Here is a 5,780-nt window from a genome sequence, read left to right as displayed (position 1 = left end):
AACGGAACAAGACACTCAAATAGAGTAAGAGAAGCGTTTTATAACTTGATTTCTGTTATTCGAGAAGAGTCAAAGTAGTGAACACTTTGAGTAAATTATGCAGTAAATAAAAATAAAAAAGCCGCAGCGTCATCACACGCTACAGCTCGAATTGGTTCATGCCCTTCTAGGCTAGTCAACATAAGTCATTATAACACATAGGAGGGCAAAACTATGTTAAAAGGGCAAACGGCAGTTACTAAAGAAAATTTATTACAGTGGATTGAGGATTATAGTTGGATGATTGAATCCATCGAAGAAGCAAGACAGCCAGTAGCAAAAATCGATAACAACAGTTATATCGGGGCAAAAACGGCTATGTACGGCATTGAGGCAACATTACCAAAGGCGAGTGGTGGGACAAGCGATCCGGTTTATATTGAAGTACAACGACGAGTGTACGCTAGTAACAAACGTATTCGAGAGTATGAGGTAAAGGTTGATGAGGTGCAAAAACGTATTTCGTTAGTTCATGGAGATCGAGAGATTGAGGTCTTGCATAGACTGCTTGATGGGGATAGTATGAGAGCTATTGGAAAACATATGAAACTTTCTAGTACAACCATATTCAGAGTGAGAAGTAAAATTTTGAGTCAGATGATGTTGAAATAATGTAAGATAACTGATAAAGCTTGGAGAAATTTGATAGAGTTTTTCCAAGCTTTTTGTATTTTATGCTTTTGATATAAAATGAAAGATAGTTATATGTAAGCGGATATGGCATAATGTGGTTATTATTGGAACGATAAATAGAGGTGGGGTTTATGAAAATCATAATTGGTCTTTTTTATGTATTTCTTGTATTACTAATAATTTTTAACTTCAAATTCTATATAAGAAAGATACTTATTGTAACTTTAATTTATGTAGTAACACTTTTGATCTTGTTTAAATATAATGTAATGATGGAAACCATCTGGAACGTTATTGCCACTTGTTGGGGATATTTGGTTTCTAAAGGTTTAAATTCAAATTACTATTTAGGCGTGAATTTTGGAATAATTTTAATTGGAATGTTATTTTTAATCGTTTTATTACAAAGAGAACGAAGAAAACGGGAACCATATAAAAAAGAAGGTTGGGGACATTTTAAAGAATACATTTTTAGGGATGGAATACTACCTATATTAGCTTCGTTATTAATAATTATTTTAGGGATGGTAGGAGCTGGATATGTAAATATTCAAAATGCAGTGATAAATGATAGTATAGAATTAATCAGGTTTACGCTAAGTGGGAGTGTTGGTATAGTTATAATTCTTTTAGGACTAGGAATAGTTTCCCCTCTAGTGGATTTCAGATTTAGATATGGGTTTCTAAATAAATATGAAAATAATAACGCTCAATTTATATATAATTTAAGAAATAGATGTGAAAATATAAAAAATAACAACCTTGGAATTATATCTTTTCAATTATTTGAATTAACTAAAACAACCTCAGAAAAAAATATAGTATATGAAATTGATGAGGTATGGAGAAATGATAGTAAATATGACAAAATAAGTAAATTAAAACCAAATCAGATTGAAGTACCAATGGAAATAATAAATTTATTCAAAAGAGATACGATTAAGGAAATAAATATAGATCAATTGAACAAATTTACTTCAAAAAAGTTTTTATCTAAATTAACTAAGTCAGTAATTTATGTTCCAGCTCCTTATTTAAGAGCTGTATATGATTTTCTTTTTGAATTATATTATAAAGAAAACAATCCTGGAGAATCCTTTTCATTTCGTGAGTTGAATGATTTAAAAGAAGATAGCCAAATTGTTATAGATTTTAAAAATTGGATTAAGGACTGGAAAGTGAGTAAAAGATTATTTAGTAAAAAAAATAGATATAAATCTGTACATTACATAAATTTCTTTGAAATTAAGGATTATATACTTATAGCTTTTAAAGGTAATGAAGATATAAGTAATCCTTATGTAATAAATAACGAAAATGATTTGGGTGTATTATTTGAAAATATCCAATCAAGTATTCAGAATTCAAATATTGCAAAAAAAGAGGACTTTTTAAAGCGTATAAAGACTTTAAAAAGCAGGTACCATAAGGATATTTTAAAAATAGATGCGCAACAGAAAACAGATGAAAAAGATCTGGCAAGTTGTATTTTGTTGCGAAACTATAAAGGAGGGAAATCCCAAAAAGAGAATAGAGGATATTATAATTTGTGTATTGAGACCGAAAACGACAGCGAAGGAAAAAGAAGGTTTGTCCTGTTATTAATAGCCAATACAAGAATGATAAATGAACAAATTGCTTTGAATTTGTTTAAAAACGTGTTAAAATTAGGAACACCTAAATAAAGGATGAGAATGGAGGCGAACAGTTATGGCAAAATTCATTGATTTTATTGTACTTATTTTAGATCAAAGAGTGTCCGTAACCCAGTTAGCTAAAGCCGAAGATTTAGTGTTGAGTAATGCTTCTTTGAAGGATATTAAGAAGGGTATTAACAAAATATATACACAAATTAATACTTCTGACAGAATTAATTAAGACATAAGACATCCTCTTCAAGGTTACATTTAACTTTGAAGAGTTTTTTATTTGTATTGGAGAGGGCAATTCTTGATTAGATCAAAGATAAATGTAAATACAATTCATTTATCATTCAATACTTGTAAAAGATGTAACAAAAGGAACAAATGTAAAACATGTAGCATGTTTTGTGATAGAAAAAATATGATGTAAACTCGGAGGTAGGTCAGAGCGGTAAGGTTTTCCCCCCTTGGTATTTTTAAAAACCTAAATATTAGGGAAAGGAGGACCGACGACCGACCAGCGCTCCATAAACTTATTCGGAGCATGACAAACACGGCCGGCCCATATTTTTTAAGAGATTAGGTATCTTAATTAATATAAAAGGCTAAAAAACAGAAAAGGAGTGGTTTTTATGTGAACTTCGTCCACTTTCCATAATTCAGTCAAACTTACTACAGCAACAAAGTGCACGGAAATGCACTGTAAATCTAAAACACAATTTGCTTTACAAATAATAACGTGGTGTCGCTCTACCACGAGTCGCAAGTGAGCACTCGACAATTACCACAATATCAAAGCTTTCATCTTAGGATGGAGGCTTTTTCTTTTGCTTTGAAAACTGCATCAAACGACTATATTAAAAATGCGTGTGGAAGCAACTACAAAGTATAAGTCTTTAAAAGGCGCGAATGGTTGTTTGGTGTGGTTTTGAGAGCAAAAAGTTATTACATATATTTCATCTACTGGTTTATGATTGGGTGTACAGGAGGTGAGAATATGACACAGTATTTAGTAACGTGTGTAATTGAAGATGATAACAATATCGCTAAACAAGTTGCTGCAGATTCACCTAAAGAAGCTATTGATATAGTAGCCGTGCAATACGGTAGCACAGACTTATTTGTTTTTGAAGATGGGTATAAAACAGAATTTGTTAAAAGTTCAAAAATAATTAAGTTTATAGTAATCAATTTAGATGAAAAAGAAAAAGTTGATAATGCAAATGCAGCAACTGTGGCAGATTTATTAGATTCAATACAGTTTTAGTAAACGGGAGAGGAGCTTATCCTCTCCTTTATTAATTTTAGCAACTAGCGTAATGGGGTGATGCCATTGGGAAAGTGAATAAAAGTAAAGGTGGAGCCAAAGGGAAATATAGTGAATGGCTTACAGATGAAGGTTTATTAAAGATTGAGGGCTGGGCAAGGGATGGTCTGACTGATGAGCAAATATCGCAAAATATGGGCATTGCATACTCAACACTAAGAACATGGAGAGATAAGTTTTCAGCACTTTCAGCAGCCCTAAAAAGAGGTAAGGAAGTAATTGACCGACAAGTCGAAAATGCTTTGCTTAAAAGAGCGCTTGGCTATAGATATGATGAAGTAACAAAAGAGATGGTTGAAGATGGTTCTGGTCGGTTAGAAATTACTAAGGTTGTCACAAAAGAGGTGCAACCAGATGTAACTGCTCAAATATTTTGGCTTAAAAATCGAAAGCCGAATGAATGGAGAGATAAGCAGCAAGTCGAACACAGTGGCAATATGAATATTAACAATCCTATGAAGGACCTCACAACAGAGGAACTAAGGAAGTTGATTGACAAATGACAGATGAACAATTAAAAGAATTGAAAAAGCAAGCGCAATTAGAACTCGCAAGACGTGAGTTCTTTTATTTTTGTCATTTGTTAGCTCCTAAGTTTTACAAAGAGAATCGTCAATATTTAGTTGAGCTGTGTAATGAAATGCAATATTTTTACGGATCTGACGATGAAGTATTAATAATCAACGTTCCACCTCGCCATGGCAAATCACGAACAGCTTCTATGCTCGCGCAATGGGTATTCGGTCAAAATCAAACCGAAAAGATCATGACAGGCTCTTACAACGAAATGCTATCGACAACATTCTCTAAAGCTGTACGAAATGGTATTTCGGAAATTAAAGCTGATATGGATACAATCGTTTATAACGATATCTTTCCAGATGTTTGCATCAAACATGGCGATGGTGCTATGAATTTATGGAGCTTAGAAGGTGGATATAATAACTACTTAGCTACTTCACCTACCGGTACTGCAACAGGTTTTGGTGCTTCATTATTAATAATTGACGACTTAATAAAAAATGCAGAAGAAGCATTCAATGAAAGTGTTTTAGATAAACATTGGGAGTGGTTTACAAATACAATGCTTTCTCGCCTTGAAGAAGGTGGGAAAATCATCATCATTATGACGCGTTGGTCCTCTAAAGATTTAGCAGGACGAGCGCTTATTCATTTTGAAGAAGAAGGTAAGAAAGTACGTCATATTAATTTAAAAGCTCTACAAGATGACGGAACGATGCTTTGCGAGGAAGTGCTTAGTTACAAGTCGTATGTAAGTAAAACGAGAGCAATGAGTCCTGAGATTGCAGCAGCTAACTACCAGCAAGAACCGATTGACCAAAAAGGGCGTTTGTACAGTTCCTTTAAAACATATGATGGCGAGCTTCCGCAATTTAAAGAAATCAAAAACTATACTGATACTGCTGATACTGGCGAAGATCTCCTTTGCTCAATTAATTATGGAGTTACATTCAATAACGAAGCATATGTACTTGATGTCCTTTATACAAAGGCACCGATGGAAGAGACAGAACCTAAGAATGCTGAAATGCTACACAAAGGAAAAGTTAACAATGCGGATATTGAATCCAATAATGGCGGTCGAGGATATTCGCGTTCAGTGGAACGGATATTGTGGGAAAAATTTAAATCGAATCAAACAAGAATTAATTCATTTCACCAATCTAAAAACAAACAAGCGCGTATTTTATCCAATGCTACATGGGTAATGGATCACATTTACTTCCCTGCTGATTGGCGATATAGATGGCCTGAATATTATAAAGCAATGACTGAATACCAAAAAGAAGGTAAAAACAAACATGATGATGCGCCAGATGCTACAACTGGCATTGCTGAAAAAATAGGTGTAGGAGAAACATTCAGTTTTGATTAGGAAGAGGTGAGAACATGGGCTTATTTCCGTTCCAGGGTGCCGTTACAGATACTGATATTATCAATGAAAATATAACAACAGGCGCAAAGGATATTATTACGGATCTCAAATGGTTAGAAAATGAGATTAATAAGTTTAAAAAGTCGGAGAAGCGAAAGTGGATATTGATTGGTGAGACTTATTATGAAGGTGAACAAGATATTTTAAAGCGTGAACGATTGGTTATTGGTAAAGGTGGTGT

Annotated in this window: 6 protein-coding genes and 1 pseudogene; all 7 read left to right on the top strand. The window is 33.4% G+C overall.

The window, feature by feature from the left end; all coding sequences use genetic code 11:
* Positions 1 to 213: 213 nt before the first annotated feature.
* A complete protein-coding gene (locus ACQKIM_RS27475) occupies positions 214 to 651 on the top strand; it encodes a hypothetical protein (RefSeq protein WP_427550059.1) in 438 nt (145 codons plus the stop codon).
* A 152-nt stretch (positions 652 to 803) separates the two neighbouring features.
* Positions 804 to 2,357, top strand: a complete 1,554-nt coding sequence (locus ACQKIM_RS27470; protein WP_427550057.1) for a hypothetical protein — start codon at positions 804 to 806, stop codon at positions 2,355 to 2,357.
* A gap of 25 nt (positions 2,358 to 2,382) precedes the next feature.
* Positions 2,383 to 2,550, top strand: coding sequence for a hypothetical protein (locus tag ACQKIM_RS27465; protein WP_427550054.1), 168 nt, complete (start codon positions 2,383 to 2,385; stop codon positions 2,548 to 2,550).
* Between the two features lie 762 nt (positions 2,551 to 3,312).
* A complete protein-coding gene (locus tag ACQKIM_RS27460; protein ID WP_427550052.1) occupies positions 3,313 to 3,582 on the top strand; it encodes a hypothetical protein in 270 nt (89 codons plus the stop codon).
* Between the two features lie 74 nt (positions 3,583 to 3,656).
* Positions 3,657 to 4,145 (top strand): helix-turn-helix domain-containing protein, encoded by a 489-nt coding sequence (locus tag ACQKIM_RS27455; protein WP_427550049.1) that lies wholly within the window; start codon positions 3,657 to 3,659, stop codon positions 4,143 to 4,145.
* Positions 4,142 to 5,539 carry a phage terminase large subunit gene (terL, locus tag ACQKIM_RS27450; RefSeq protein ID WP_427550047.1) on the top strand — a complete coding sequence of 466 codons (1,398 nt, stop codon included), beginning with the start codon at positions 4,142 to 4,144 and terminating at the stop codon, positions 5,537 to 5,539. The genes ACQKIM_RS27455 and terL overlap by 4 nt, the downstream gene beginning before the upstream one ends.
* 14 nt (positions 5,540 to 5,553) lie before the next feature.
* Positions 5,554 to 5,780: pseudogene (locus ACQKIM_RS27445) on the top strand (hypothetical protein); the annotation flags it as partial.

Source organism: Lysinibacillus sp. NPDC047702, assembly GCF_050272555.1.
Lineage (GTDB): Bacteria > Bacillota > Bacilli > Bacillales_A > Planococcaceae > Lysinibacillus.
This window is presented reverse-complemented; position numbering and strand designations above follow the sequence as displayed.